Annotated in this window: 22 protein-coding genes; 11 read left to right on the top strand and 11 right to left on the bottom strand. The window is 63.7% G+C overall.

Translation table 11 applies throughout. The annotated features are described in order from the left end of the window. Positions 1 to 72: 72 nt before the first annotated feature. Together AC3G2C_RS06690 and AC3G2C_RS06695 are read left to right on the top strand one after the other, a co-directional pair. A complete protein-coding gene (locus AC3G2C_RS06690) occupies positions 73 to 2,970 on the top strand; it encodes a TonB-dependent receptor plug domain-containing protein (RefSeq protein WP_488383852.1) in 2,898 nt (965 codons plus the stop codon). Between the two features lie 85 nt (positions 2,971 to 3,055). After that, on the top strand, positions 3,056 to 4,891 hold the full coding sequence (locus AC3G2C_RS06695) for a tetratricopeptide repeat-containing sulfotransferase family protein (protein WP_488383853.1): 1,836 nt from the start codon (positions 3,056 to 3,058) through the stop codon (positions 4,889 to 4,891). Between the two features lie 150 nt (positions 4,892 to 5,041). Here AC3G2C_RS06695 and AC3G2C_RS06700 read toward each other — a convergent pair whose 3' ends face one another. Further along, positions 5,042 to 6,601, bottom strand: coding sequence for a tetratricopeptide repeat-containing sulfotransferase family protein (locus AC3G2C_RS06700; RefSeq protein WP_488383854.1), 1,560 nt, complete (start codon positions 6,599 to 6,601; stop codon positions 5,042 to 5,044). 56 nt (positions 6,602 to 6,657) lie between these two features. Then, entirely contained in the window at positions 6,658 to 8,238 is a 1,581-nt protein-coding gene (locus AC3G2C_RS06705) for a sulfotransferase (protein WP_488383855.1), read from the bottom strand. 157 nt (positions 8,239 to 8,395) lie between these two features. On the opposite strand from AC3G2C_RS06705, the gene AC3G2C_RS06710 reads away from it, so the two are divergent. Further along, entirely contained in the window at positions 8,396 to 9,721 is a 1,326-nt protein-coding gene (locus AC3G2C_RS06710) for an aspartyl/asparaginyl beta-hydroxylase domain-containing protein (RefSeq protein ID WP_488383856.1), read from the top strand. A gap of 13 nt (positions 9,722 to 9,734) precedes the next feature. Here the strand turns inward: AC3G2C_RS06710 and AC3G2C_RS06715 are convergent, their stop codons facing one another. Next, positions 9,735 to 10,658 carry a sulfotransferase family protein gene (locus AC3G2C_RS06715; protein WP_488383857.1) on the bottom strand — a complete coding sequence of 308 codons (924 nt, stop codon included), beginning with the start codon at positions 10,656 to 10,658 and terminating at the stop codon, positions 9,735 to 9,737. A 190-nt stretch (positions 10,659 to 10,848) separates the two neighbouring features. Here AC3G2C_RS06715 and AC3G2C_RS06720 point away from each other — a divergent pair, with 190 nt between their 5' ends. Further along, positions 10,849 to 11,811: a quinone oxidoreductase family protein gene (locus AC3G2C_RS06720; protein WP_488383858.1), complete on the top strand. Its 963-nt coding sequence runs from the start codon at positions 10,849 to 10,851 to the stop codon at positions 11,809 to 11,811. A 13-nt stretch (positions 11,812 to 11,824) separates the two neighbouring features. On the opposite strand, the gene AC3G2C_RS06725 is transcribed toward AC3G2C_RS06720, so the two are convergent. Genes AC3G2C_RS06725 through AC3G2C_RS06735 form a run of 3 tightly spaced genes read right to left on the bottom strand, consistent with a single transcriptional unit; the run spans position 11,825 to position 13,568 of the window. Then, positions 11,825 to 12,739, bottom strand: coding sequence for an ion channel (locus AC3G2C_RS06725; RefSeq protein ID WP_488383859.1), 915 nt, complete (start codon positions 12,737 to 12,739; stop codon positions 11,825 to 11,827). A gap of 56 nt (positions 12,740 to 12,795) precedes the next feature. After that, complete coding sequence (locus AC3G2C_RS06730; protein ID WP_488383860.1) at positions 12,796 to 13,299, bottom strand: YgjP-like metallopeptidase domain-containing protein; 504 nt, start codon at positions 13,297 to 13,299, stop codon at positions 12,796 to 12,798. Continuing rightward, a complete protein-coding gene (locus tag AC3G2C_RS06735; RefSeq protein WP_488383861.1) occupies positions 13,296 to 13,568 on the bottom strand; it encodes a hypothetical protein in 273 nt (90 codons plus the stop codon). Before AC3G2C_RS06735 ends, AC3G2C_RS06730 begins: the two co-directional genes overlap by 4 nt. Positions 13,569 to 13,641: 73 nt before the next feature. Between AC3G2C_RS06735 and AC3G2C_RS06740 the strand changes: the two genes are divergently transcribed. The 3 genes from AC3G2C_RS06740 to AC3G2C_RS06750 all read left to right on the top strand — a co-directional run bounded on the left by AC3G2C_RS06740 (position 13,642) and on the right by AC3G2C_RS06750 (position 14,791). After that, positions 13,642 to 14,085: a PIN domain-containing protein gene (locus tag AC3G2C_RS06740; protein ID WP_488383862.1), complete on the top strand. Its 444-nt coding sequence runs from the start codon at positions 13,642 to 13,644 to the stop codon at positions 14,083 to 14,085. Positions 14,086 to 14,159: 74 nt separating this feature from the next. After that, positions 14,160 to 14,576 carry a hypothetical protein gene (locus AC3G2C_RS06745; protein ID WP_488383863.1) on the top strand — a complete coding sequence of 139 codons (417 nt, stop codon included), beginning with the start codon at positions 14,160 to 14,162 and terminating at the stop codon, positions 14,574 to 14,576. Between the two features lie 26 nt (positions 14,577 to 14,602). Beyond that, complete coding sequence (locus AC3G2C_RS06750; RefSeq protein WP_488384272.1) at positions 14,603 to 14,791, top strand: CPXCG motif-containing cysteine-rich protein; 189 nt, start codon at positions 14,603 to 14,605, stop codon at positions 14,789 to 14,791. A gap of 39 nt (positions 14,792 to 14,830) precedes the next feature. On the opposite strand, the gene pncA is transcribed toward AC3G2C_RS06750, so the two are convergent. After that, positions 14,831 to 15,529, bottom strand: a complete 699-nt coding sequence (gene pncA, locus AC3G2C_RS06755; RefSeq protein WP_488383864.1) for a bifunctional nicotinamidase/pyrazinamidase — start codon at positions 15,527 to 15,529, stop codon at positions 14,831 to 14,833. A gap of 192 nt (positions 15,530 to 15,721) precedes the next feature. Here pncA and AC3G2C_RS06760 point away from each other — a divergent pair, with 192 nt between their 5' ends. Beyond that, complete coding sequence (locus tag AC3G2C_RS06760) at positions 15,722 to 16,093, top strand: hypothetical protein (protein WP_488383865.1); 372 nt, start codon at positions 15,722 to 15,724, stop codon at positions 16,091 to 16,093. Between the two features lie 63 nt (positions 16,094 to 16,156). Then, positions 16,157 to 17,359: an MFS transporter gene (locus tag AC3G2C_RS06765; RefSeq protein WP_488383866.1), complete on the top strand. Its 1,203-nt coding sequence runs from the start codon at positions 16,157 to 16,159 to the stop codon at positions 17,357 to 17,359. Here the strand turns inward: AC3G2C_RS06765 and cls are convergent. After that, positions 17,356 to 18,759: a cardiolipin synthase gene (cls, locus tag AC3G2C_RS06770; RefSeq protein ID WP_488383867.1), complete on the bottom strand. Its 1,404-nt coding sequence runs from the start codon at positions 18,757 to 18,759 to the stop codon at positions 17,356 to 17,358. The two genes, AC3G2C_RS06765 and cls, sit on opposite strands and share 4 nt — an antisense overlap. A gap of 76 nt (positions 18,760 to 18,835) precedes the next feature. Continuing rightward, a complete protein-coding gene (locus tag AC3G2C_RS06775; RefSeq protein WP_488383868.1) occupies positions 18,836 to 19,765 on the bottom strand; it encodes a LysR family transcriptional regulator in 930 nt (309 codons plus the stop codon). Positions 19,766 to 19,864: 99 nt separating this feature from the next. On the opposite strand from AC3G2C_RS06775, the gene AC3G2C_RS06780 reads away from it, so the two are divergent. After that, positions 19,865 to 21,115 carry an MFS transporter gene (locus tag AC3G2C_RS06780; protein ID WP_488383869.1) on the top strand — a complete coding sequence of 417 codons (1,251 nt, stop codon included), beginning with the start codon at positions 19,865 to 19,867 and terminating at the stop codon, positions 21,113 to 21,115. A 77-nt stretch (positions 21,116 to 21,192) separates the two neighbouring features. Continuing rightward, complete coding sequence (locus tag AC3G2C_RS06785; RefSeq protein ID WP_488383870.1) at positions 21,193 to 22,206, top strand: zinc-binding alcohol dehydrogenase family protein; 1,014 nt, start codon at positions 21,193 to 21,195, stop codon at positions 22,204 to 22,206. Positions 22,207 to 22,288: 82 nt separating this feature from the next. Here AC3G2C_RS06785 and AC3G2C_RS06790 read toward each other — a convergent pair whose 3' ends face one another. Then, complete coding sequence (locus tag AC3G2C_RS06790; protein WP_488383871.1) at positions 22,289 to 23,656, bottom strand: FAD/NAD(P)-binding protein; 1,368 nt, start codon at positions 23,654 to 23,656, stop codon at positions 22,289 to 22,291. 30 nt (positions 23,657 to 23,686) lie between these two features. Further along, entirely contained in the window at positions 23,687 to 24,265 is a 579-nt protein-coding gene (locus AC3G2C_RS06795) for a cysteine dioxygenase (RefSeq protein ID WP_488383872.1), read from the bottom strand. Between the last annotated feature and the right edge of the window lie 125 nt (positions 24,266 to 24,390).

The following is a 24,390-nucleotide window of genomic DNA, read 5'->3' on the forward strand; positions in this document are numbered from 1 at the left end:
TGACTCGGGCGCGGGTTTGAGGCGGGGAATTCTTTCAAACCCAGTCATAAATAAATAACGGGAGGGTGTCTCATGAAGTTCGGGGAAAATAAACTGTGTACGTCGGTTCGCCTGGCTCTGTCGCTGGGCATGCTCGCCGCGAGCGCCTACGGCACCGCAGCTTTCGCGCAGGATGCGCAGTCCAACGCTAACGCGACGCAAGATCAGCAGACTCAGAAGGCGAAGACCCTGGAGACGATTACCGTCACGGGTTCGCACATTCGCCGCGTAGACGTCGAGACGTCCAACCCGGTCGTCACCATCGACTCGGCCGCTATCAAGGCCACGGGCAAGCTCACGCTCGGTGACATCCTGCAGCAGCTGCCGGCCGTGACCGGCGGCAACGTCAACCCGCAGGTGAACAACGGCGGCGGCACTGGCGGCAGCACCATTGGTCTGCGCGGTCTGGGCTTCCAGCGCACGTTGATTCTCGTTGATGGCAAGCGCGTCATCAGCGCCGACGTCAACTCGATTCCCGCCGACATGATCGAGCGCGTCGAAGTGCTGACCGACGGTGCTTCGTCGGTGTACGGCTCCGACGCCATCGGCGGCGTCGTCAACTTCATCTTGAAGAAGAGCTACCAGGGCGCCACCTTCTCGGCGAACTTCGGCGAGTCGGATCACAACGACGGCGCCAGCCAGGGCTACACCTTCACGTTTGGCCAGACGTCCGACAAGGGCAGCATCATGGCCGGCGTGGACTACAACAAGACCGATGCGGTTCTTGCCAGCCAGCGCAAGTTCTCCAAGAACGCCATTTCGATCTCCGGTAGCTCGCAGAGCCCGATCCACACCTACATCGGTGGTTCGTCGTTCCCGGCCTATGGCCGCATCTCGCTGCCGGCCAATCTGGCTGCACAGTACGGTTGCAGCAGCGTTGCGCTGAACAAGGGCGCGTCGGGCACGAACGTCAACACCGACTACCACTGCTTCACCAACGCCGACAAGTACAACTATGCGACGGTCAACCTGATCCAGACCCCGCAGGAGCGCACGAGCTTCTTCGTCAACGGTAACTACAACCTGGGTGACCACGTCCAGGTCTATTTGAACGGTTATCACAACAAGACCAGCTCGAACTTCCAGTTGGCACCGGCGCTGTTCGGCTCGCTGTATGGCGCGGACATTCCCGCCGACAATCCGTACAACGTGTTCGGTCAGACCTATAAGGGCGGTGCAGGCGATTTCCGTCTGCGTCTGGTGTCGATCGGTCCCCGTATCACGGATTCGACGACCACCACCGACCAGATTGCCACCGGTTTCAAGGGTGACTTCACGGTCTTCGGCCAGAACTGGAACTGGGACGCCGGCTTCGACTACGGCCACTCCTCGACCACCACGATCACCCGCAACCTGCCGAACGTTGACAAGATCAACGCCGCGCTGACCTGCGGTACGGCGGCCAACCCGGTTAGCTCGGGCTGCACCCCGATCAACATCTTCAACCAGTACGATCCGACCACCGCCAAGTTCCTGCAGGACAGCGCGGTGCCGGGCATCAGCAACGCCTTCTCGATCCAGAAGATCTACGCGGTGGAAGCCAACGGCGGTCTGTTCGACCTGCCGGCCGGCACCGTCTCGGCCGGTGTGGGCGCCTCGTACCGCCGCGAGTACACCTCCAGCACGATCGATCCGCTGCTGACGATCGACCCGTCGACCGGCAACTGCACCCTGGGCAGCCAATGCTCCTCGCCGCTGTCGGGTTCGTACAACGTGAAGGAAGTCTACGCCGAGCTGTTCGTGCCGGTGCTCAAGGATCTTCCCTTCATCCAGTCGCTGAACGTCACCCTGGGTGACCGCTACTCCAAGTTCAGCACCTTCGGCAGCACCAACAACACCAAGATCGGCCTGGAATGGAAGCCGTTCGACGACCTGCTGCTCCGTGGCACCATGGCCGACGTGTTCCGCGCGCCGACCATCGCTGACGTCTACGGTTCGCCGGTCAGCGACGCGCCGAAGCTCAGCAGTGATCCCTGCGACCACATCACCGCGGCCAACCCGGCCTGCGTGAACGTGCCGACCAACGGTACCTTCGTGAACCAGGACGTGGCCCTGGGTCAGCAGATCAAGGCCGTGGCCTCGGGTTCGCAGTACGCCGGCTTCCCGCTCGGCCCGGAGAAGGGCAAGTCCTTCGACCTGGGTCTGGTGTACTCGCCGAGCTACCTGCCGGGTCTGTCGACGAGCGTCGACGTGTGGCACATCTACCTGAACGACACGATCTCCGCGATCGGTGCTCAGACGGTGCTGAACCTGTGCTACGCCGGTATCACGACCTATTGCCCGCTCATCACGCGTGACCAGACGGGCCAGATCGCCCAGATCCTGGAACCCACGGGTAACCTCGGCAACACGAACACGGCCGGTATCGACTTCTCGGCCCGTTATCGTCTGCCGCAGTTCTCGTTCGGCCAGTTCACCGTGGGCCTGGATGCGACGTACCTCAAGCGTTATGACCAGAACACCGCACCGGGCACGGCAGCCAACGTCACGTATCATGACGCGGGCCACTTTGCACCGTACGGTTCGGGTGCGGCGGCGACCTGCCCGAGTGGCGGTGGCGTCTGCTTGTTCCCGCGCTGGAAGGGTAATGGCTTCGTCAACTGGACGGCCGGCAACTGGGACGCTTCTTGGCGCATGCGCTACATCGGTCGCTTCCGCAACGGTTCGGCCAATCCGTCGAACGATACGTTCCCGGCGACCTCTGGCCTGAACGGCGTGATCTTCTACTATGGTGCGACCGTCTACAACGACGCCTCCATCGGGTACAACATTGCTCCGATCAACACCCGTGTGGACTTCGGCATCAACAACCTGTTCGACAAGCAGCCGCCCATGCTGTACGCGAACAACGTGCTCAATGCGAATACCGATCCGACCGACTTCGACCTGCAGGGCCGCTACTTCTGGGCTCGCGTGACGGTCAAGTTCTAAGCGATCGATTCAGTTCGTATCGACTAGTGGTAAAACAAACGAGCCGCGCGGATTTTCCGCGCGGCTCGTTCATTTTTGGTGTGTGATGACTATTTCGACCGACACCATCCTGGCGGCTCTGCGAGCCGGCCGGCTTTCCGATGTAGAGAGCCTTTGTCGTTCCCGACTGGCCAGCACGCCGGGCGACGAAGATGCCTTGGTTTTGCTAGGTATGGTGCTGCAGCAGGAAGAGCGCAACAGCGAGGCACTGGATGTTTTTGCCGAGCTGACACGGTTTCATGCCCACAATGGGCTGCACTGGGGCAATTACGGCACGTCGTTACGCTCGGCAGGCCGTATCGAAGAGGCACTGGCCGCCTATGAAACGTCGTTAAGCCTTGATCCGGACAATCCAGAGCAGCTGCTCAACCTTGGCATAGTGCAACTGGAGTTGCGCCAGTACGAGGCGGCTCGCATCACGCTATTGCGCGCCCATCACGTGGCCCCGGAATCGCCTGCGGCTCGCATTTATGCTGCCCGTGCCTGTTCGGTGTTTCGTGACTACCGGGCTGAGCAACTGATTCATCCCTGGCGCCGCTGGTTGCCGTTGGACGAGCCGCAGCAATTGGAGTTGGCTGATCTGCAGCTGCTTTTGGGCGACGCGAATGGCGCTGCTACAGTGCTCGAGGAATTGTTGTCGCGTTTCCCCGAATCGCAGCGGGCCATGCTGCTGCTGGCCGCAGTCTATGAGCGAATGAATCGACTCGATGACGCTGAACGCGTTCTCGATCTACTCGTCTCGCTGCCCAGCGCTTTGGATGAGATCGCCCATAACGAGATTGCCCATCAGCGCGCCAAATTGGCGCAGCGGCGGGGGCGATTGGCCGAAGCGCGCGAGGCGCTGGAGTCAGCGGGCCCTAGGCTGCCGGGCGACTACAGTCATTATTTCGCGCTGGCGGAGATATACGACAAGCTCGATGAGCGTGAGGATGCCATACGCACCTTCCATAAGGCGCACGCGCTTCAGGTGGAAGAGCTCATGGCGACGGAACCCTATCGGTTCGAGTCGGGCGCGCCCGTTCTGCCGGTGGCCGAAGGCACGGTGAGCGCCGAGGAATATCGGGGCTGGCCCGCACTGCAAGCGCCAGGCGAAGAACAGTCGCCGGTATTCATCGTTGGTTTCCCACGCTCGGGAACGACCCTGCTCGAGCAGATGCTGGATGCGCATCCCGCGTTGCAGTCGATGGATGAACGTCCCTTCTTCAACATCTTGAGCGATCAGTTGGATGACTACGGGCTTCGCGTGCCGCGCGATATCCCCAAGTTCGATCAAACGATATGCGATGAGCTGCGCAAGGGTTACTTGTCGCTGGTGTGCTCTAAGATCGAGCGGCGCTGGGATGCGCGTCTGGTCGACAAGAACCCGCTCAATATGCTGTGGCTGCCACTGATTTATCGGTTGTTTCCCAATGCCAAGTTCATCCTGGCATTGCGCCATCCTTGTGATGTCGTACTGAGCTGCTACATGCAGAATTTTCGCGCCAATGTGCTGGCGGCCGCATGCGCGGATATCGAGCGCTTGGCCACGGCCTATGTGACGGCGATGAATGCCTGGTTGCGTCATGTGGATGTGTTCAAGCCCAATGTACTCGTGTCGCGCTATGAGGACCTGGTGTCCAACACCGAGGAACAAACGCGCCGCATTGCCCAGTTCATCGGCCTGGAGGACCCTACGCCGATGCTTCACTTTGATCGTCATGCGCGAGAGAAGGGCTTTATCGCCACCCCGAGCTATACGCAGGTGATTCAGCCGGTGAACCGCAAGGCCATGAATCGCTGGCTGCGCTACCGTGAGGCTATGGCGCCGGCCTTGCCGATACTGCAGCCGATGCTTGCCCATTGGGGTTACGACGCTTCTATCCAGGAAGTCGCCGGCTCTTAGGGAAACTCTGATTTTGATCGTCATCCCAGCGAATGCTGGGATCCAGTGCCTGTAATTCTCTGAATGTAAAGGCACAGGATTCCTGCTTCCGCAGGAATGACGGACAAGAAGTCGATTAATCAGACCTTCCTTATCCCAGCCTGATGGCGATCAGTGTTCGCTGATCGCCATCAGTTCCGGCAGATAAGGCGCGTAATGGCGCCAACGGCCTACCGAGCGGGTATGGATGGCCTGCCGCGCTTGCCACAAGCTCGCCGTGGCGATCGACGGCGCGTCGGTGCGCTGGGCCAGCAAATCATGAGCAGGGAGCCCCAGCCAGTCGCTCACGTCGCTCAACACGCGAGCGGGTTCGCGGGTGAGTTCTTCGTAGGGCACGATGCGAACCGAGGACGGAAAGCGCTCGAGCCAATGGGCTTGCAAGCGCCGCGCTGATTGCAGTACGGCGGCTATGTCTCCCAGGTCGTAGGCAAAGTCCTGAACACCGCGCTGGAATGACTGGAGCCAAAGCGATAAAGCGTTGTCTCGCATGTCGCGTTGGCAAAACAAGAACCGCGCATGAGGAAACATCGCCAAGGCGATATCCACGTGCAGGAAGTTGAATGGTTGCTTGTCGATGAACCAGCGTGCATCGCTGTCGTCCTGACGCAGCTGGCACGCATAGGTACGCGCGGCATCTTGAAGCCCTTCGACGGTCAGTGCCGTATCGGCGAGCCGGGTCGCCAGCGGAGGCAATTGATTCAACTCGCCTCGAAGACAGACGTCTGGATGCCGCGAGAGTCGCTCGGCCAACAGGGTGGTGCCGGAGCGAGGCGCTCCCACGATGAATACAGGCGTCCAGTTAGCCGTTGCGGTATGAGGCACGGTCGTAGGCGCCCGGCGCTGAATGCGCGCATCGACGCTGCGTCGCCAAGCCTTGCGTGACCAGTGGCTGCCGGCTCGCGCCAAGGTATTGGCGCCGCCCAGGTAGTGGCTAGCCTTGGCATAGTCGCCAATATCGTCGTATGCCTTGCCAAGGGCGAAGAGTATGCCGCTGCGGGCATGGGCGCTGAGATCGCCTCGGGCAAGCAGCGCGTTGAATAGCCCAATATCCTCGTGTTGATCGCTTTCGTAGCGTTGCAGTTCGGCCAAGGCCAGCGGGCAATGCCACTCCAAGGCTTGGTCACTGTGCGCCAGGGCATAACGATGACGTTCACGGGCTCGCCCGTAGTCGCCTAACTGGGCGGCAAGCATGCCGTCCAATACATGTACGCGTGGGTCACTGCAACCAGCGGCAATCGGTGCTGCACACAGAGCGGCGGCGTCCGCCTGCCGCCCGACATCGCCCAATTCTTCCGCCGCGCGCAAAAGGTAATCCACGGGTACGTCGGGCGCGCCGAATGCGTTGCGGTAAGCGCCCGCGAGCGCGCGCATGCGTCCCTGTTGCCGTAGCAATCGCCCCCATAGGAAGGCGGCTGCTGCATGCTGTGGATAGCGTTCCAGGAGCCGTCTTAGGGTTTGCTCGGCCAATGCGGATTGCCCTAGTTCGATGAGCAATCCCGCATAAGCCAGTTGCAGAGCGCTCGCAGCCGGGTGCGCGTCGAGCGCGCGTTCGGCAACATGGCAGGCAGCTTGCCAGCGTCGTTGCAGTGCCAGCGCCTGGATCTCGGCGAGGCTGGCCATCACCGAAGCATTGGTCGAAAGTGGATCGTACGGGTCAGACAGCGAAGCCATGGGCACCATGGATCAGACGATGGGAAAGGTACGCATGGTCACCATGGCGCTCGACATCAGCCGCGCCATGCCGGCAAGCCTAGCGCCGAGCGTAGAGGGTCCAGCAAAGCGCCATAGTGGTCACTTCGCGCCGCATTGCGCTGCAAGGGCTGGCGCACTTGGCCAGCGCTCGGTGAGCGCACCTCGCGACGGTTTTCGTGGAAGTTCATGCAAGCTTCCTCGAAAGGTAGGTTGCAGAACGCCAGCAGGCGCCGGATGCTGGCTTCCGGGTCGTCCACGAGCGTTTCGTAGTCGTGCTCGTAGACTTGGTCGGGCGCTGTCGCCAGCCAATGGCGCTGAGTGCGATCAAAATCGCGCCAGAAGCTAGCCAGGTCCTCGAAGTCGCGTGTGTACTCGTTATTGTCCAGGCGCTGCCGATAGCAGCCAAAGCAAGTTTCCAGCGGGTCGCGCCGGCAGCTGATGATGCGTGCGCCGGGCAGCATGGCAAGGATGGCTCCCAGATAGATCCAGTTGCCGGGCAGCTTGTCGGTGAACACGGGGCGATGCTGTTGCCAATGACGGGTGCGCTCCAGGTACCGGCGCCCCAGACGCTCCCAATCGGCCGGGGTGGTATCGGCTACCCAGCGAGGGAATGGTTGTCCCCGGTGTCGCGATTCCTCCGCCAGCACCTGCGTGAGATCGGGCAGTTCGCCCGCGCCTTCTACCGCAGAGTGCGAGGCCAGGATCTGCTCCACCAGAGTGGAGCCGGAACGCGGCAGGCCGACGATAAAAATGACTTCCTTGCCCAACTGCGAGTCGGCGGCCTTAACCGGGTGTGCCGTAAAGGCTTCCACCACGGTGGACACACCGGCGGAGAATGCCTCCCGATTCCATTGTCGCCGGCGACGCGCGATGGCATTGGCCTGGGCCAGCGCATCGAGGGCGTCGGCATACTGCCCAAGGTCGTCGTAGGCTTTGGCTAGCGCGAAGCCGATGGCCATGAGGTCTTCATCGTTTGCACGGCGATCGCGCAGCGCGTCCTTCATCTGCGTTACATCGCTGCTGCCCAGTTTGAGGGTCTTGAGATCGGCCAGGCCCCACCAGGCCATGCCGGCCCAGGGTTGTTCCGCGATGATGCGGCGATACTCGTTGGCCGCCTCGTCGGACAACCCGCGCATGCGTAGCACGTCAGCGAGCAACGCGCGCGCCGCCATGTGGTTCGGTGCCAGTTTTACCGCTTTTTGCAGCGCAGCCGTCGCTTCTTCATTGCGGACGCTGCGCGTCAGCATAACGCCGAGGTTATACCAGGCGGCCGCCAAGCTGGGCTGTAGCTCGCTGGAGCGCCTCAGTGCTGCGATGGCTCCGTCGTAATCGCCGGCGTTGCCCAGGAGACTCCCAAGCGTGTTGAGATAGACCGGATCCTGGGGCCGCAGAGCCAGTGCATCTCGCATGGCGGCGATCGCGTCCTGGCTTTGGCCGCGCAGCCCATGGATACCGGCCTGCATCCGCAGTACCTCTGGGTGATTGGCGTGGGCGTGCACGACAGCTGAAAGGTGGCGCTCCGCCTCGTCGGCCCGTCCTGCGTCAAGAGCTTCGGCGGCGGCGGTGACCTGCTGGATGGCGGCTGAATCCAGTCCCTGCAAACGCGGATTGATCAAGTCTCTCGGCTCCGGCTAGCGTTATCACGACGTTGCGAGGTCGTGTGAAGGGCACATGCCCGCGATGCATCAAAACATGTCTATTATGCCGACACTACTCCTGCTCCATGCGCAGCGAGTGGCTCAGGGGATAACGGGGCGGGGGCTCAAAGAATCAATGAGTAGCGGGTTGAGTGGTGGTGCGGCAGCCTTGCGTGAGTTGGCGCTGGATGGCCTCAGTCGAGGCGATTTGCCGCTCGCGGAGCAATATTTTGCGCAGTTGCTTGAGTTACTGCCCCAGGATGCCGAAGCCTTGCAGTTCCTCGCGGGGCGTTATGTACAGCGTGGCGACGTGTTGCGAGGCATCGCGCTGCTGTTGCGGGCGGCCCAGGTGCGGCCGGAGGACCCGGAGATTCTGCATCAGCTGGGCGCGGCGCGGATGGCAGCTCACGACTGGCAAGGTGCCGCGGAAAGCTTGCGGCAATGCCTAGCGTTGGCGCCTCAGATGTTCGTGGCAAGACTGCGACTGGGTATCTCCCTGGAGCAATTGGGGGGCGCGCAGGCGGCCCTGCTGTCTTACTTTGGCGCGGTCAACGCGGCGCAGGGCATGGGTCGCTGGATGAGCGACGCCACCACGGCGCCGGGTTTGCGTGAGGCGGTGAAGCATGCCATTCGCACCATCGACGTGGGGCGGCGCACTACCTTCGATGCCGTACTGACACCGCTGCGTGAGCGATATGGGGCCAGTGAACTGGCTCGGGTGGAGCATTGCCTGGCCATCTATCTCGGTGAGCAGCCCGCGCCCTTGCCCGACGCAAGACAGAAGCCGAAGTTCCTCTACTTCCCTGGCGTGCCAAGCCAGCCGTTTTACCCAGTGGAGCGTTTCCCCTGGCAAGCAGAGCTGGAGGCCGCCACCGAGTTTGTGCGCGAGGAATTGCGGGCAGTGCTGGCGGAGGAAGGACGCCTGCTGCCATTTCTCGGAGAGCATTCGGCGGAAAACCTTAAGGAGCACCTGCGCTCGCAAGGCGGTCAGGAGGCTGCCTGGGACGCATTCTTCTTCTACCGGCACGGCGAGCGATTCGATGCGAACTGTGCCCGTGCGCCGCGCACGGCGGCCTTGCTCGATTCGTTGCCGCTGGTGCGCATTCGCGATCATGCGCCGGAAACGCTGTACTCGGTGCTCCGGCCGGGCACACATATCCTTCCACATCGCGGTGTTACCAACACGCGCCTGGTCACGCATCTGCCACTCATCGTGCCGGCGGATTGCGCCTTGAATGTGGGAGGCGAAATCCACGAGTGGAAGGAAGGTCGTTGCGTGAGCTTCGACGACACCTTCGAGCACGAAGCCTGGAATCGCAGCAGCGAAACCCGTGTGGTGATGATTCTGGATAGCTGGAACCCCGACCTTACCGAGGTGGAGCGGTTGGCGGTGACCGACCTGGTCGAAGCCATTGGCGATTTCAACCGCGCCAGCGAGGTACCGGTGCCAGGCATGACGTGATCGCGCTGATGCGTTAGCGGGCCAGGGCGGGTGCCTCACGGGCGACGCGCTGGCGCGATGCGTAACGTGCCGGCTGTGGGTCGAAGCAGCGGTTGCGCAGTTCGTCATAAGGGGCGAGGTGTTCGGCGAGCCAGCGCTGCACCCGGGGGCCGAACACGCTATCGACCTTTTGTTCGGATGGGCGCACCTGGCCTTGCACGGCGGCCAATTTCCATGGTTCGCGCTCCAGGTTGGCAATGGTTCGCTGGCAGGCGCCTTGGAGTGGCACGTCCTGCGACAGCCCGAGAAAGGTGCACAGCCGAGCCCATTCGTTGTCTGGACGCCGCACCAGGTCCTCATGGAACACGATGTAGTGGTTGGGCCGCCCGACGTGCTGACCATGGATGGCCATGGCGCGATTCCAGCGTCGGGCCCAGTGCACCGTGCCCCCACCGAAGGCCTGGTCGTTCTCGTAGCGGAGATAGGCATCGGCGATAGAGGCCAGCACATCCGTGCCTTCGCGCACCACGTGTACAAAGCGTGCGCCGGGTACTTGCGCTTCGATCTCGGGGATGTAGAGCAGATGGTTGGGCGTCTTTTCCAGCCACATATCGCATCCCGCTGCCGAAGCCGACCAATCAAGCAATCGGACGAAGCGGTCAGCAATGCCGGCTCGCAGCCAGGGCAAGTGGAGGCGCTGCTCCCCTTGGGCGGGCAATTGCCGTTGCAGGCCAAGGTAAAGCTCGCGTACTCGCCTGCGGTTGATGCCCAGCCGGTGATGCCATTTGCGTGGATCGCGCTTGGCGCCTGCATCGCCCCAGCGCCTGTCCAGTTCACCGTGCAGGTGCTCGAAGAAGGCCGTTTCGGGCAGGGTGTAAACATTCGGGTGGCGCGCCAGCAGCGCCTGCACGATGGTGGTGCCGGAGCGTGGACATCCCACGACAAAGGTGCGCCGCATGGCGAATCTCCCTGTTCAGAGGGTCAAGGAATCCGACCCAATGGCGTGAGTAACGCGCGTATTTTCGTCAGGTTGACGAAAGGTGTCAGTTTTGTGAAAGGTTTTCTCCGCAGGAGATCACGTTCTCGACAGCCGGGCACGCCGCGCCCACACTGGCGGGCCCGCCGTCCAGCTTCGCCAGGAACTTCGCATGCATGCCTTGACCTTCGATAAGTTCGGCCAGGCCGATGTCCTGCGCTGGACCGAGCGGCCCGATCCGGTGCCCGGCCCGGGCCAGCTGCTTGTGCGCATGCAGAGCGTGGGGCTGAACTTCGCCGACGTTTACCGCCGCAATGGCAATTACCACCTCACCGGCGAGGCGCCCTGGGTGCTGGGCTATGAAGGCGCGGGCGTGGTGGCGTGGGCGCCCCCCGGGGAAACGCAGTTTCCAGTGGGCGCCCGGGTAGGGTTTGCCGATATGCCGCACGCCAATGCCGAGCTGGTCGCGGTGGACCGGGAGCGGTTGATCCCGTTGCCCGACGATATCGACGCGGACACGGCCGCAGCTCTGCTTTTGCAGGGCCTCACGGCGCAATATCTGGTCAGCGACAGCTTCCTGGTGCGGCCTGACGATGTCGCCGTGGTGCATGCCGCAGCCGGCGGTGTGGGCCTGCTGCTGGTGCAGATGCTGAAGGCGCTGGGCGCGGTGGTGCTTGGCGTGGCGTCGAGCGAGGCGCGACGAGACGCTGTGATCGCTGCGGGCGCCGATGTGGCTGTGGGCTATGACGATTGGGTGCAGGCCAGCCTGGCCTTGAGTGGTGGTCACGGCGTGGATGTGGTGTACGACTCGGTGGGGCGCACGCTGGCCGACAGCTTGCGGGTGGCGCGCATCGGCGGCACCGTCGTGTTCTACGGCATGGCTGCCGGCGATCCCGCGCCAGTCGATCCGCGCCTGCTGATGGATCGCTCGCTCACCCTCACCGGCGGCGACTTGTGGAACGTGCTCACCAGCGCCGAGGTGCGCCGTCAGCGCGCCGCATCTCTGTTCGAACAAGTGCGCCAGGCAAAGCTCAAGCCACGCATTGCCGCCCGATTCCCGCTGCGTGAGGGCGCCCAGGCGCATCGGTTCCTGGAGAGCCGCCAGGCGATCGGCAAGGTGCTGCTCACGTTGTGAGTCGAACGTTGGATCAGACGTTCATGTCGTCGTCGGATTCATCCACCGGCACCACATCGTGAAACACGCTGTAATCGATATGGGCGAGGCCTTGTTCGTCGTCGTGCACAAGATCCACGTAGCGATGGTTCCACCGCCAGTCGCGATAGCTCCATTGGTGGCGTGCCTGCATGGTCTGCGCGGTAGTTTCGTCCACGCCTTCGATCGATAGCACCAGCGAGGCTTCGGCGGCGGCGAGGGCTTCGGGGCTCATGCCGAACAGCGGGCTGTGCTCGTCGATCACGTGCATCAGGCTCCAGCTGAGCATGAACACCGGGTGGCGGTCGCGCATCAATTTCACGTCGTGGATGCGTCGCAGGCGAAAGCCCTCCGGCGATGCCTCGCGCAACAACAGATGCAGTTCGGCAGAGGCCTGGGCGATCACGTTTTGTCGTGCATTGGCTGCGCGTATCATCAACGTGGGCTGGCCATGGATGCGGCGAATCACCGGGTGCTCGGCAAACAGAATCTTCGCGCGCGGCCGGGAAAAGCGCGCAAACACCAAGCCGGTCACCAGCGCGATGCTCAGCATGCCGGTGAAAATTTCCAATGTCGCCACCACGTGGGCGTACAGCGTCTGTGGGTGCATGTCGCCATAGCCCACCGTTGCCAGCGTCTCCACGCTGAAGAAGAACGCGCCGCTGAAGTTGTCCGGATACTTGTTGGCGATGGCGTGATCGCCCAGTTGGTACAGCGTGCCGAATACCGTGTTGAGCAACAGGAACACCGCAGCGGCCAGGCCGAAGAAGGTCGGCCAGCGGATGGTGAGCGCAAAGTGGTAGATGTCGTCCCATACGCGGCGCATCAAGCCATGGCTGATGTATGGGCGGCCACTGATGGTGATGGTGTGGGTGCGACGTTGGAACAGCAGGGGCAGCTTGCGAGGCATGGGGTGGACCGTTCCGGCGAAGGTGCGGTGCCATTCTATCGCGTCGGTCGTTGCCGCTACGCGCCCCGCATGCTCTGGTCGCGCCAGGTGAGGTAGAGCCGCAGGTCGAACTCCTGCTGGTGGTAGTCCGGCTGCATGTACTCGCACAACTGGTAGAACGCCTTGTTGTGCTCCGCTTCCTTCAGGTGCGCCAGTTCGTGCACCACGATCATCTGCAGGAACTCCGGGGCGGCTTCGCGGAACAGCGAGGCGATGCGTATTTCCTTGCGTGCCTTGAGGCGGTTGCCGTGCACATGGGAAATGGCGCTATGCATGCCCAGCGCGCGGTTGATCACGTCCAGCTTGCTGTCGTACCACACGCGGTCAATGCCGGGCGCGTTACGCAGGTGCTCCTGGCGCAGGGCATTCGTATAGGCGTAGAGCGCTTTGTCGCTCTGCACCTGGTGCCGATCGGGATGCCGCTTGGCGAGGTAGTCGCCAAGCTCCTCGCGCTCGATCATGCGGCGCACCTTGTCCAGCAGCGCTGGCGGATAGCCGCCGAGGTACTTCCAATGGTTCATTCCGTCGCCGGTTCGTCGTGGAAGCCGGTGTAATCGTCGGGGAACACCGGTGTGCCGTCGCCCTCCAGCGTGAGCACGGCGGCCAGCGCCTCATCGGCGGCTTGTTCGGCCTGCTCGCGCTGACGGAAGCTACGGTTCTCGCACACGGCGTAATACACCGGATACCCATGGCGAGCGGTGGGCGTCACCACCAGGCAGGCGGTAAAGCGCGAGCCTTCGGCCACCACGGTGGCGCGGGCGGTGTAGTCGTCGAAGTGGCGTTCGGTCATGGGGAATATCCAGGCGTGGGGCGTCCATTGTAGCCGCGCGCGGCATGGGGCCGGCTGTGTCACCATGCGCGCCATGTCAGCTCTGCCGCCCCGCCTTGTCCTCGATACGAATGTTGCCCTCGACGTGTTCGTGTTCCGTGATGCTGCCAGCGCGCACATTCGCGCCGCGATGGAGGCCGGGGACGTGTCAGTGGTAGTGGACGAGCCGTGCCGTAGCGAGTGGGTTGCAGTCCTTGCATACCCCGCCCTGGGGCTGAGCCAGGCGCAGCGAGACGATGCGCAGAGCGCTTTCGACCGCCAAGTGGTGCAGCTCGGGCCATCGGTATTGCCAGCGGGGGTGAAACTGCCGCGTTGCATGGACCCTGATGACCAGAAGTTCCTCGAGCTAGCGCTGGCGGCGCAGGCGCAATGGCTGCTGAGCAAGGACAAGGCCGTGTTGCAGCTGGCGCGACGCACGGCGCGCGAAGGCTGGTTCCAGATTTTGCCGCCGTCGGCATGGTGTTGGCCGCTGGTGTGAAGCCGGCTTCACGCAGGCTTGATTGCGTGCTGGCGATGCTCCGGCCTCTGCCTTCGACGTAACGGATGATCGCCATGAAGACTTTGCAGGCCTCGATGTGGATGCTGCTCGCCGCCGCCACGCTAGCCGGCTGCGGCACCGCCAACACCCACGACACGGCGATCCGCGACGCCGTCGCCAACCGCGTGTTCCTGTATCAGACGCCAGGCAGCGGCGATGCGAGCTTGCAGGTGGTACGCGCCAACGGCTACTTCGGTGGTGGCTGCTCCAGCCAGATCCTGATCGACGATCAGTTCGCGGCGCAGCTGGAAATTGGTGAACAGTCCACGTTCTACCTTCCCAGCGGCACGCACACGGTCACGCTGAAAAACTCCGGTGCCTGTCGCAAGCCCGGCAACCAGGCGCAGCTCAGCGCAACCCTGGGCTCAGGCGAAACCGCCTTGGTGGAAGTAAACAAGTTTGGCTCGACGCTTTCCCTGGCCAAACGCTGATCGACGCGTGGCATGCCTCTGTGGATATGATGGAACCGCGCCTTATCCATTGCCCCTACTGTGGCGAGCCGATCGACATTTTCATCGACGGCTCGGCGGGGAGTCAGCGTTACATCGAGGATTGCCAGGTCTGCTGCCGCCCCATCGACATCGCGGTCAGCGTGGATGCCGATGGCGACTGGCAGGTGCACGTAAGCACGGAGAATGATGGCTGACGCGCTCCCGCAGGTGCGCGTCTAGCGCGTAAGCGTGATTCAGAGACGTGCCTGGACGCTCTTGCGCAGGGCGGCTGCGGACTGAGGCGCGAGCGCGAGGTCGAGCGAATCGATCACGGCTACGCCGAGCTGATCGAAGCGAAAGCGCGTGGGAATGTCGCTTTCCGGCGTGACTGGCCGGGTAAGGTCCCACAACACGTGCGTGCGATAGCCCAGGTCCACCGCATCCTGCGCAGTCCACAGCACGCACACGTCACGCGCCAGGCCACACAGGTAGATCTCGTCCACGCCGCGCTCCCGCAGCCATTCGGCTAGCCCCGTGGCAGGGCGGCGACCGTCCGGGCCATGGTTCTCACGAAAGCCGCTATAGGAATCCACGCGAGGGTCGTCGCCCTTGCGAATGATCGTATCGGCCAGCCGCCAGTCGATGGCAGGATGCAACGCGGCGCCCGGTGTACCTTGCACGCAATGGTCGGGCCACAGGGTTTGCGCATGGCCATAGAGCGGGATGCGGTCGAACGGTGCGCGTCCCGGATGCGAGCTGGCAAAGGAAACGTGGCCGGCGGGGTGCCAGTCCTGCGTGGCCACCACATGGGCGAATAGCCGCTGACGCAGTAAACGATCGATACCGGGCACGATGGCATCGCCTTCGTGGCAGGCCAGCGTGCCTCCAGGCATAAAGTCTGGCTGCACATCGACCAGGATCAGGGCAGCGCGAGGGCTGATGGAGAGGCTCATGGGCGCGTCAGGGTTCGTGGCGGGCGACATTCGCAAAGTTTAGTGGGCCGGCCGCTTACGGCGATGTGATGGGTTCGACGGGCGGGCCATGCACGATGCCTGCGGTTCAGGCTGGCGCGGGCGTCGCATGCACGCGCGGGGCCATCGCCGGCGGGCATAATGTCCGTCAGCGATAACAAAAAGGAACAGGGCATGCCTTACGACCAATCGTGGATGGGCTATGGGCTCATCGGCGCGCTGGAGGCCGGCGCCATTGCCGTGGCGGCGGGGTTGGTGGCGTTCGGTATCATCCGCTGGCTGGGTCGCTCGCAGGGTTGGAGTGTCGGCGTGGAGGTGAGCTGGGCTTTCGTGGCGGGAGCGCTGCTGGCAGGCGGCAACGACTTGTGGAACCTGTTCTATTTCAATTACGGCCGGTTGCAGTCGCTGCAACTGTTACAGGCGCGATTGGCCGAAGTGCATGACCCGGACAACATCGGTCTGCGGGTGTTGTTCGCGTTCATTGGTGCCGGTTTGGGCGTCTATCTGGGTTGGTGGTTGCTGGCGCATCGCCGCCGTCGCTCCTGATGCTCGTGGTCTCTCCGATGGCCGCATCGTCGTCGGCGTATCTGTTCTCTCGAAGTCGTATCCATGAATCCTTCTGTTGAAGCCGGCGCCACCGGGTTTCCGTTGACGCTGCGCATTGTCCAGATCGTGTGTTTCACGTTTCTGGCCTATCTGGTGATCGGCATGCAGTTGGCGGTGCTTCCGCCCTTTGTGCATGGCGAGCTGGGGTTTGGTGCCGTGCTCGCGGGCTTGGTGATCAGCACACAGTATGTGGCGACCTTGCTGAGTCGCGGCTTTGCCGGTCGCACCTCCGATACCGCAGGACCGAAGCGCACCGCCTTGATCGGCATCGTGGCCTGCGGAGCGAGTGGTCTGTTGATGTTCGGTGCCTCCTTCTTGCGCGACTGGCCCGTCAGCGCGCTGGGAGTCATGTTGCTGGCGCGCCTGGCGCTTGGCATGGGCGAGAGTTGCGTGGCGACGGGTTGCATCATGTGGGGCATTGGCCGAGTCGGCGAGCAGCACACCGCCAAGGTTATTTCCTGGAACGGCATCGCCACTTACGGCGCGCTCGCGGCCGGTGCGCCGCTGGGCGTGTGCCTGGTTGCCCTGGGTGGTTTCCGCATGATCGGACTATCCGCGATCGTGCTGATGGTGGCGGCATGGGCACTGGCGTGGTCGCGCCCTGCCGTGTTGGCGCAGGCGGGGGAGCGCTTGCCCATGCGCCATGTGTTCGGTCGTGTGGCGCCGTACGGCATGGGTCTAGCGTTGGGGTCGGTGGGCTTCGGCGTGATCGCCACCTTTGTCACTCTGTACTACGCCAGCGAAGGTTGGAGCGGCGCCGCGCCTACGCTGAGCCTGTTCGGTGTGTGCTTCGTTGGCGTGCGTTTGCTATTGGGTTGGACCATCGCTTATTTCGGTGGTTATCGCGTGGCCATGGTCTCGCTGCTGGTGGAATGCGCAGGGCTGGTGGTTTTGGCGGGCGCGGACCACATGGTAGTCGCCATGCTCGGCGCGGCATTGAGCGGCATCGGCTTTTCGCTGATCTTCCCGGCATTGGGCGTCGTGGCGGTGGAACGCGTGAGCGGCAGTAACCGAGGCGCTGCGCTGGCGGCCTACTCGGTGTTCATCGATGTTGCGCTCGGCGTCACAGGGCCGCTCGGCGGCTGGATCGCATCCGCAGCACGCTACGGGCCGATGTTCTTGGTGGCTGCGGCCTTCTCGTTGGCGGCCTCGTTGCTGACCGCTGTGTTGTATGCCGGCTATGGGCGCGCTACGCGCGGAGCCTAGAGCACGGGATCGAACAGCCGCGCCACATGCATAGCGAGGCGTCGCAGATAGGGGGCGCGCAGGTACTCCGCTTCGGTGAGTTCGTGCGCGTGGAAGAAATCCTCTTCCAGCATGGCCTCTACCTGGCTGGCGAAATCGCGATCCACGTTGAGCGCGCCGATCTCGAAGTTGAGGCGAAACGAGCGGTTGTCCAGGTTCATGCTGCCTACGCCGGCCGTATCGTCGTCTACCAGCAGCACCTTTTGATGAGTAAAGCCGGGCTGGTAGCGAAACATGCGGATGCCGGCGCGCACGGCATCGTGTGCATACAGCGTGGAGGCGAGAAATACCGTGTGGTGATCGGGCCGCGCGGGAATGAGTACGCGTACGTCCACGCCACGGAACACCGCCAATCGCAAGGCCGACATGACCGCCTGATCGGGCACGAAATAAGGTGTCGTGATCCAAAGTCGATGCCGTGCGGCGTGGATGGCTGCGACGAAAAACAGGGAACAACTTTCCTGGCGATCGGCGGGGCCGGTGGCAACGATCAGCGTATGCGCGCTGCCTGTGCCCGCATTCGGGTGGCACAGGGGTGGCAACGCGCCGGTGACCCAATGCCAGTCCTCGGCGAAGCTGCGCTGGAGGTCGGCCACAGCCGGCCCTTCGATCTCCAGGTGCGTATCGCGCCAGGGTGACAGCGGCGGCTTTAATCCCAGGTATTCGTCACCCACATTGAGCCCGCCGACGAAACCGCGCACGCCATCCACCACCACGACTTTCCGGTGATTGCGAAAGTTGAGCTGGAACCGGTTGCTGCGCCGGTGCGTGGCGAAGGGGTGGATGTGCACGCCGGCGTTGCGCAGCGTATCCACGTATTCGCCCGGCAAGGCATGACTGCCGATGCCGTCGTACAGCACGCATACGTCCACGCCGGCGCGTACGCGTTCGAGCAACACTTGCTTGAGGCGTCGCCCCAGCGCGTCGTCGTGAATGATGAAGAATTGCACCAGCACGCAATGCTGTGCTTGGCCGATGGCTTCGAGGATGGCGTGAAAGGTCTCCTCGCCATTCACCAGCAGGCGCAGCCGCTGGCCCTCATGGAACTGCGCGCCAAGCATGCGCGCTACTTCGCCATAGCGCGCGCAGGCTTCGCGGGCGGCCGGCCCTGCGGGGAGTTGCACGTTGGCGAGTGCCTGCATCTGTTCGCGCCGCAGGCGGTGCAGGTCGATATAGCCATGGAAATGGCTGCGGCCCAGATACAGATAGGGCACCAGCGTGAGGTAGGGGAGGAACACCAAGCCTAGCGCCCAGGCGAAGGCACCTTGCGGCGTGCGCGTGTTCATCACCGCGTGCATGGCGGCGAGTACGCCGGCCGCGTGCATCGCCAACACCAGCAGGCCCAGCAGTGTGGTCAGCATAGGCCTGTTCTATCGAGGCGTTGGCATGGTGCCTGCGGATGCATCGACGAGATCTCCAGGTAGTGAGGAGCGTGACTCAGCGCATGGCGCGGCGAACGGTATCGAGCACATCGCGCTCGCGTGCCTGCAATGCCTGTTGCAGATGATCCACGAATGCGCGAATGCGTGCAGGCAAGTAGCAGCGACTGGGATAGATCGCGTAGATATGCGCCTCGGGGAGTATGACATCGCCCAACACGGGCACCAGCCGCCCGGCGCGCACGTCCTCGGCGATGTCCCAGGCCGATTTGAAGGCCAGCCCATGACCGGCCACCGCCAGGGCGCGCATGAGATCGCCGTTGTCGCAGGTGATGGCGGCGTCCACGCGCAAAGTGCGTGGACCTTCGGGTGTCTGGAGTATCCAGGGCAGGATGCCGTGGCCCGGCCGGTGCAGCATCAGGCAATCGTGCTGTTCCAGGTCTTCCACGCGCGTGGGTGTGCCGCGGCGGGCCAGGTACGCGGGCGAAGCGCACAGTACGCGGAAGTTGTTGGTGAGCAGGCGAGACACCAGTCGCGAGTCGGTCATGGTGCCGCCGCGGATGGCGACGTCCACGCCGTGCTCGAACAAGTCGAGCATGGCGTCGGAGTTGGTGAGGCGCAGCTTGAGTTGGGGATGCTGCGCGGCAAAGTCGGCGGCGATGGGGCCGATGTACTGGCGGCCCATGTCCACCGCGGCGGACACGTGCAACTGGCCGCGCACCTCCAACTGGCCCAGCCCGACGGCCGCGTTGGCGTCGTCCACGTCGGCGATGATGGCCTGGCAGCGCTCGTAGTAGATGGTGCCTTCGTCAGTGAGCACCAAGCGGCGCGAGCTGCGCTGGAGCAGGCGCACGCCCAGGGCTTGCTCCAGGCGGTTCAGGCGCTTGCTGGCGGCGGCCGGGGACAAGCCCAGCTCGCGTCCGGCCGCCGAAAGGCTGCCCTGGCTGACCGCGCGCACGAATAGCCGCATGTCTTCGAAGTCGACCATCTTCAACTTTTTGGAAAAGATGCCTCTCTAGTTTGCTCAATTCCGGTGGGTGTGGACAAGGTGCAGAGTAATGCGCCTCCCCCTTTCCGGACCTTCCCCATGCATTCCCCGTCCCCCCAGGAAGGCGACCTGGGGCTTGCCGCGACCGAGCAAGCTGCCCCAGGCCCGACCTCTCGACTGGCCCTGCTGGCCCTGTCGGTGGCCGCTTTCGCCATTGGTACCACTGAGTTTGTGATCATGGGCCTGCTGCCCGAAGTGGCGCAGGACCTTCACGTGAGCATTCCGTCGGCGGGCCTGCTGGTGTCCGGCTACGCCCTGGGCGTGGCGGCCGGTGCGCCGGTGCTGGCGGCGCTCACAGCGCGCATGGAGCGCCGCAACGCCTTGCTCCTGCTGCTGGGCCTGTTCATCCTGGGCAACGCCCTCTGTGCCGTGGCGCCGAACTACGGCGTGCTCATGCTGGCACGTGTGGTGGCGGCGTTCTGTCATGGTTCGTTCTTCGGCATTGGCGCCGTGGTCGCCTCGCACATCGTGCCGCGCGGGCAGGGTGCCCGTGCTATCGCGCTCATGTTCACCGGCCTCACCCTCGCCAATGTGCTGGGCGTGCCGTTCGGTACGTTCCTCGGCCAGTGGGCCGGCTGGCGCTCGACCTTTGGCGCGGTGACCGTGCTGGGCGTGCTGGCGGCCATTGCGGTGTGGCGCCTGGTGCCAGCGTTGCCTGGCTTACCGTCACCGAATATGCGTCGTGAGCTGGGCGTGCTGCGCCAGCCGCAGGTGCTACTGGCACTGGCAATGACGGTGCTGGGCTTCGGCGGGGTGTTCACCGTGTTCACCTATATCGCGCCCATCCTGCAGCAAGTGTCGGGCGTGAGCGTGGGCGCCACCGGCTGGGTGCTGATCCTGTTCGGTGCGGGCACCACCATTGGCAACATGCTGGGTGGCCGCCTTGCCGATTGGCGCCTGATGCCGTCGCTGACCGGCGTGCTGGTGGTGTTGTCGCTGATCATGTTCGCGTTTGCATGGACCATGCACAGCACCATCGGCGCCATCGTCACCGTGTTCGTATGGGGCATCGCCGCCTTCGCCACGGTGCCGCCACTGCAGATGCGCGTGGTGCAGCAGGCGAGCGAAGGGCCACATCTTGCCTCCACGCTCAACATCGCCGCCTTCAACCTCGGCAACGCGATGGGTGCGTTCATCGGCGGCGCCATGATCGACTTGGGCCAGGGCCTGCCTTCGGTGAGCGTGGCCGGTGGCGTGGTGGCCGTGCTGGGCCTGCTGGTCACCGTGTGGAGCGCCGCGCTGGATCGTCGTCGCGGCGACACGCCAGCGGCATGTGCGGTTGGCGCCTGATCATTGACTGACTTTTTCACCACTTTCCCGGGCGCACACTGCGCGTCCGGGTTCCTCTTTTTGCTCAGGAGCGTTGCATGAAAGCCGTTGCCTATCGACACATCCTCCCCATCACCGACCCCGACAGCCTGCTCGACGTGGCCCTGCCGACGCCGGTGGCGCAAGGGCGCGATCTGCTGGTGAAGGTGGAGGCGGTATCGGTGAATCCGGTGGATACCAAGGTGCGCAAGCGCGTCGACCCGCAAGGTGCCGACAAGGTGCTGGGGTGGGACGCGGCGGGCACCGTGGTGGCCGTGGGCGCGGACGTGAGCCTGTTCAAGCCGGGCGACCAGGTGTTCTATGCCGGTGCCATCGATCGGGCCGGCAGCAACAGCGAGTTTCAGTTGGTGGATGAGCGCATCGTAGGGCGCAAGCCGTCCACACTCGATGCCGCGCAAGCGGCAGCGATGCCGCTCACCAGCATCACTGCCTGGGAGTTGCTGTTCGATCGTCTTGGGGTGCCGCGTGGCGACAGCGTTCGTGGTGGCGTGTTGCTCGTGGTGGGCGGTGCGGGCGGCGTGGGCTCGATGGCGATCCAATTGGCGCGCAAGCTCACCAACCTCATGGTGATCGGTACAGCCTCACGCGCGGACAGTCGCGCCTGGGTGAGCGAGATGGGAGCGCATCACGTGGTGGATCATCACGGCGATCTGGTCGCCGCCGTCAAGGCGGTGGCACCGCAGGGCGTGGACTATGCACTCAGCCTCACGCACACCGACCAGCATTTCGCCAGCCTCGCCGAGTTGCTCAAGCCGCAGGGCAAGCTGGGCTTGATCGATGACCCGGCAACGCCACCGGATATCCGCTTGCTCAAGGCGAAAAGCCAGTCCCTGCATTGGGAATCGATGTTCACGCGCTCGCTGTTCCACACCGAGGACATGCAGGCCCAACATCGCTTGCTCAACGAAGTGGCGGACTTGGTCGATGCCGGCGTATTGCGCACCACGATGCGCGAGAATCTCGGCAGCATCAACGCGACGAACGTGCGTCGCGCCCATGCGCAACTGGAGAGTGCCAGCACCATCGGCAAGCTGGTGTTGAGTGGCTTCTGAGTGAAGGGTGCGCTGAATCCATCGGCGCATTTTGTATGCATGAACACGCCGCGCATGCCTGGCATGCGCGGCGTGACAGCGGTTACTCGCCTAGCAGGCGGTCGGTGAGCTGGCGTGCCTGTTGACGGATTTCCGGCATCGCGGTGGATTCCCACAATACGCCGCGCAGCAAGGTGCCGATGGCGTAGAAGTGCTGCCAGGTGTGGCCATCGTGTTGCAGGCGGCCCTCGGCCGTACCCACGCAGCCCAGGCCCAGCGGATCGGGCGTGATATGCCCGTTGGTGGCGAGCTGGCGCACCAGCGCGTGCTGCGTGCGGCGCACATCGGTGTTGAGGCCTACGGTCTGGATCACCACGTCGGCGTCCAGTGAGTCGAATGCCTCGCCATGCGCGCGGCGCACTTGCAGGCGCAGCTTGTCGCCGGCCAAGTCGGCCGTTTGCAGACGGCCGCAACGGCGATGCAGGCGGCCTTCGCCTTCCAGTGTCTGCAGGGCCGTCATCACTTGCGGTGCCATGCGGTGACGCACGCGTTCCCAGGCCCAGCGTGCGTGACGCAGAAAGCGGGCGCGCTCTTCTTTCGGCAGCAGTGCCCACAGCGAGGGCGTATGCGGACGCAGGCTGTCGATCACCGTGCGCCAGTCGGTGGCGTGGGTGGCGGCTTCCCGCATCAGGCGGAACCAGCGGCGGATCTCCGGCGCCTCACGCATCGCTTCTACCAGGTCGCCACCGTCATCGGCTGGCGCGGAGGTGGCTTCCAGGTGCGGTTCGGGCAGCAGGCCGTGCCGCGAAATGGCTTCGAAGGTGGCGTTGGGCCACAGCGTCGCCAATTCGAGCAACACATCCACCGCGGTGAGGCCCAGGCCGATCAACACGACCTTGAGCGGACGATCATCTGGTTTGGCGTTGGCGAGGAAACTCCATGGCTCGGTCACGTAATGGCCGCTTGCCAGCGCTGCTTCGCTCACGCCGCTCAGCGGCTGGGGCGGCAGCGAGCCAATGGCCAGCACGGCGGCATCCACGCGGGTGTTCTCTTCACCGTGAATGACGGTGACGCCGTTGTGTTCGGGCACGATCGCATCGGCGCCGAATGGCAGCACGCGCACATCGTGGCCATCGGCGCGCGCACGTTCCAATGCGCGGGCCACTTCCGCCTCGAGATAGTCGCCATAGAGGCGACGCGGCAGAAAATCGGTGCCGGCAATCGTGTGGTCGCCACGCTGGGCGAAATCGAGAAAGCCGCGCGGCTTGCCGGCGAACATGCTCATGGACGCGGCGCGTACGTTGAGTAAGTGACGGTCCGAGCGCGTGCCGTAGGCGACACCGCGCGCCGGCGTACCGCCGCCGGTATACCAGTCAATGTGCAGCGGCTGCGGTGGCTGGCGTTCCAGCAACTCGCTCAACAGCGCTGCCGCAGCCGCGCCGCCGCCGATGATGGCGACTCTTCGATACATGCCCTTCCTTCAAAAGTGTTTCGGTTTGGCTCAAGCGTACAGGGAGCCGGAAATCCGGCTGCGTTGTTCCCTGGCGAGCCACTGGCCGGCCTTCTCGGCCTCTTCATAAGTGAAGTACTGTGCCAGATCGCCCCCGTATACGTGAAGCGTCAAGGCCGCTTCATGCCGCGAAAGGTTGCGGCAACGGTGGGCATAGCGGTCATCGGCATCGAACCAGGTGGCATCGCCCGGGCCTAGCCAGTCGCGTCCCACTTCGCGCAACGAACCGTTCTGGGGCTCACGATCCCACGATTGCACTTCCAGGGCGCCATGCAGGGCCAATTCCAGGCCCCACAGGCCACCATGGTCGTGGATGGGCGTGGCGTGGTTCGCGGGCCAGGCCATGATCAGCACGCTGACCGCCGGCTTGCCGCGGCGGGCTATCAGCCAGCGTTCGAAACCCTTCTCGCGAGTGCGCAATTTGTTCAGGCTTTCGTTCAGTACTTGCCTGTTCTGATGCACTTGGCGGCCCAGCGCTCTTGCCATCGAGGCCAGATCCGGGTGCGCACCTACACCGTAGTCAAACGCGATATCACGCAGCGCCTTGAGGTGTTGCATGTGTTTGGCCATGCGATGTTACTCGACGGGAACCGTGCCGCAGTGGAACATGCGTATCGTTAAAGTCCCGTAACACTCCAGGGGCGCGACGCGGGCAATACCTATGACTTTCGCGACATGCGCAGCACTCGTCAAAA

The organism is Frateuria sp. sgz306004, from assembly GCF_057750885.1.

Excerpts from the sequence above, each read along its gene's own strand:
- AC3G2C_RS06690 (WP_488383852.1), top strand. The coding sequence starts at position 73 with ATGAAGTTCGGGGAAAATAAACTGTGTACGTCGGTTCGCCTGGCTCTG.
- AC3G2C_RS06695 (WP_488383853.1), top strand. The coding sequence starts at position 3,056 with ATGACTATTTCGACCGACACCATCCTGGCGGCTCTGCGAGCCGGCCGG.
- AC3G2C_RS06700 (WP_488383854.1), bottom strand. The coding sequence starts at position 6,601 with ATGGCTTCGCTGTCTGACCCGTACGATCCACTTTCGACCAATGCTTCG.
- AC3G2C_RS06710 (WP_488383856.1), top strand. The coding sequence starts at position 8,396 with ATGAGTAGCGGGTTGAGTGGTGGTGCGGCAGCCTTGCGTGAGTTGGCG.
- AC3G2C_RS06715 (WP_488383857.1), bottom strand. The coding sequence starts at position 10,658 with ATGCGGCGCACCTTTGTCGTGGGATGTCCACGCTCCGGCACCACCATC.
- AC3G2C_RS06720 (WP_488383858.1), top strand. The coding sequence starts at position 10,849 with ATGCATGCCTTGACCTTCGATAAGTTCGGCCAGGCCGATGTCCTGCGC.
- AC3G2C_RS06725 (WP_488383859.1), bottom strand. The coding sequence starts at position 12,739 with ATGCCTCGCAAGCTGCCCCTGCTGTTCCAACGTCGCACCCACACCATC.
- AC3G2C_RS06730 (WP_488383860.1), bottom strand. The coding sequence starts at position 13,299 with ATGAACCATTGGAAGTACCTCGGCGGCTATCCGCCAGCGCTGCTGGAC.
- AC3G2C_RS06735 (WP_488383861.1), bottom strand. The coding sequence starts at position 13,568 with ATGACCGAACGCCACTTCGACGACTACACCGCCCGCGCCACCGTGGTG.
- AC3G2C_RS06740 (WP_488383862.1), top strand. The coding sequence starts at position 13,642 with ATGTCAGCTCTGCCGCCCCGCCTTGTCCTCGATACGAATGTTGCCCTC.
- AC3G2C_RS06745 (WP_488383863.1), top strand. The coding sequence starts at position 14,160 with ATGAAGACTTTGCAGGCCTCGATGTGGATGCTGCTCGCCGCCGCCACG.
- AC3G2C_RS06750 (WP_488384272.1), top strand. The coding sequence starts at position 14,603 with ATGATGGAACCGCGCCTTATCCATTGCCCCTACTGTGGCGAGCCGATC.
- pncA (WP_488383864.1), bottom strand. The coding sequence starts at position 15,529 with ATGAGCCTCTCCATCAGCCCTCGCGCTGCCCTGATCCTGGTCGATGTG.
- AC3G2C_RS06760 (WP_488383865.1), top strand. The coding sequence starts at position 15,722 with ATGCCTTACGACCAATCGTGGATGGGCTATGGGCTCATCGGCGCGCTG.
- AC3G2C_RS06765 (WP_488383866.1), top strand. The coding sequence starts at position 16,157 with ATGAATCCTTCTGTTGAAGCCGGCGCCACCGGGTTTCCGTTGACGCTG.
- cls (WP_488383867.1), bottom strand. The coding sequence starts at position 18,759 with ATGCTGACCACACTGCTGGGCCTGCTGGTGTTGGCGATGCACGCGGCC.
- AC3G2C_RS06775 (WP_488383868.1), bottom strand. The coding sequence starts at position 19,765 with ATGGTCGACTTCGAAGACATGCGGCTATTCGTGCGCGCGGTCAGCCAG.
- AC3G2C_RS06780 (WP_488383869.1), top strand. The coding sequence starts at position 19,865 with ATGCATTCCCCGTCCCCCCAGGAAGGCGACCTGGGGCTTGCCGCGACC.
- AC3G2C_RS06785 (WP_488383870.1), top strand. The coding sequence starts at position 21,193 with ATGAAAGCCGTTGCCTATCGACACATCCTCCCCATCACCGACCCCGAC.
- AC3G2C_RS06790 (WP_488383871.1), bottom strand. The coding sequence starts at position 23,656 with ATGTATCGAAGAGTCGCCATCATCGGCGGCGGCGCGGCTGCGGCAGCG.
- AC3G2C_RS06795 (WP_488383872.1), bottom strand. The coding sequence starts at position 24,265 with ATGGCCAAACACATGCAACACCTCAAGGCGCTGCGTGATATCGCGTTT.